Source organism: Streptomyces africanus (genome assembly GCF_002150735.1).
Lineage (GTDB): Bacteria > Actinomycetota > Actinomycetes > Streptomycetales > Streptomycetaceae > Streptomyces > Streptomyces africanus.
In genome coordinates, this window is the sequence record NZ_MUKA01000437.1 from 1 (window position 1) to 1,139 (window position 1,139).

Annotated in this window: 1 protein-coding gene and 1 pseudogene; both read right to left on the reverse strand. The window is 74.1% G+C overall.

The genetic code is table 11. From position 1 onward, the window contains the following. Positions 1-44: 44 nt before the first annotated feature. Positions 45-941 (reverse strand): annotated as a pseudogene (locus tag CCL05_RS39060) (LacI family DNA-binding transcriptional regulator); the annotation flags it as partial. Positions 942-952: 11 nt separating this feature from the next. Next, positions 953-1,139, reverse strand: a 187-nt coding sequence (locus tag CCL05_RS39065) for a hypothetical protein (protein ID WP_143590020.1), incomplete at its 5' end; no start/stop codon positions are given.

Genomic DNA, 1,139 nt, shown 5'->3' on the forward strand with positions numbered 1-1,139 from the left:
AACTGCGCGACCAGCCACATCGGACCCGCACCCCCGTACGGCGCTCACCGAGGCGGCGCAGTGGACCCCCGAGGCACCAGAACAGGCGTAGGCACAGGATGCGTCCCGCCCTCACCCCCGGTGATCACCGAGAACAACGTCCGAGCCACCTCCGCCCCGAACCCGTGCACGTCATGACTCATCGCGGACAGCGTCGGATGCGTCAGCCGGCACAGCTGCGAGTCGTCCCAGGCCAGCAGCGACACCTCCTCCGGCACCCGCAGCCCCATCTCCGCCGCCACCGACAACCCCGCCACCGCCATGACGTCGTTGTCGTACACGATCGCCGTCGGCCGGTCCGGCGGCGCGGCCGTCAGCAAGGAGCGTGTCGCCCGCGCCCCCGCGTCCCCGGAGAAGTCCGTCGCCACCTGCCACGCCCCGGCCAGCGCCAGCGCCCCCGCCGCCTCGTCGAACGCCGCCGTCCGGATCGCCGTGTGCCCGAGAGCCGCCGCCCCGCCCACCCGGGCGATCCGCCGGTGCCCCAGCGCGGCCAGATACCGCACCGCCTCCGTCACGGCCGTCGCGTCGTCGGTCCACACCGAGGTGAGCCCGCCGGTCAGCGAGGGATGTCCCACCGCGACCACCGGCAGCCCGAGCCGCTCCACCAGGCCGGCCCGGGGATCGTCGGCCCGGAAGTCGACGAGGATCGACCCGCCGATCTGCCGCCCCCGCCACCACGACTCCTGGACCCCGATCTCCTCGTCCAGATTCCGTACGAGTCTCAGCAGCAGGGAGCAGGAGTGCTCGGCCAGGACGCTCTCCACGCCCGAGACGAACTCCATGTACCAGGGTTCGAGCCCGAGCATCCGGGCCGGCCGGCACACCGCGAGCCCCACCACGTCCACGCGCGAACCGGCCAGCGTCCGCGCCGTGAGGTTCGGTGCCCAGCCCAGCTCCCGCGCCNNCGTCGCCGTCATCGGGTGGGCTCCACGCAGTACAGGGCCGCACGGGCACGCTCCGCGTCCGGGGTCTTCCAGCCGCGCACCCCGATGGTCACCTCTTCGCCCGGCAGCAGCGTGACCAGCCCCCGGTCGGCCCGCGCCCGCGGATCCAGCCGGTCGGCCTGGAGCAGCAGATCCCGGACCAGGGTGCGGGCGGTG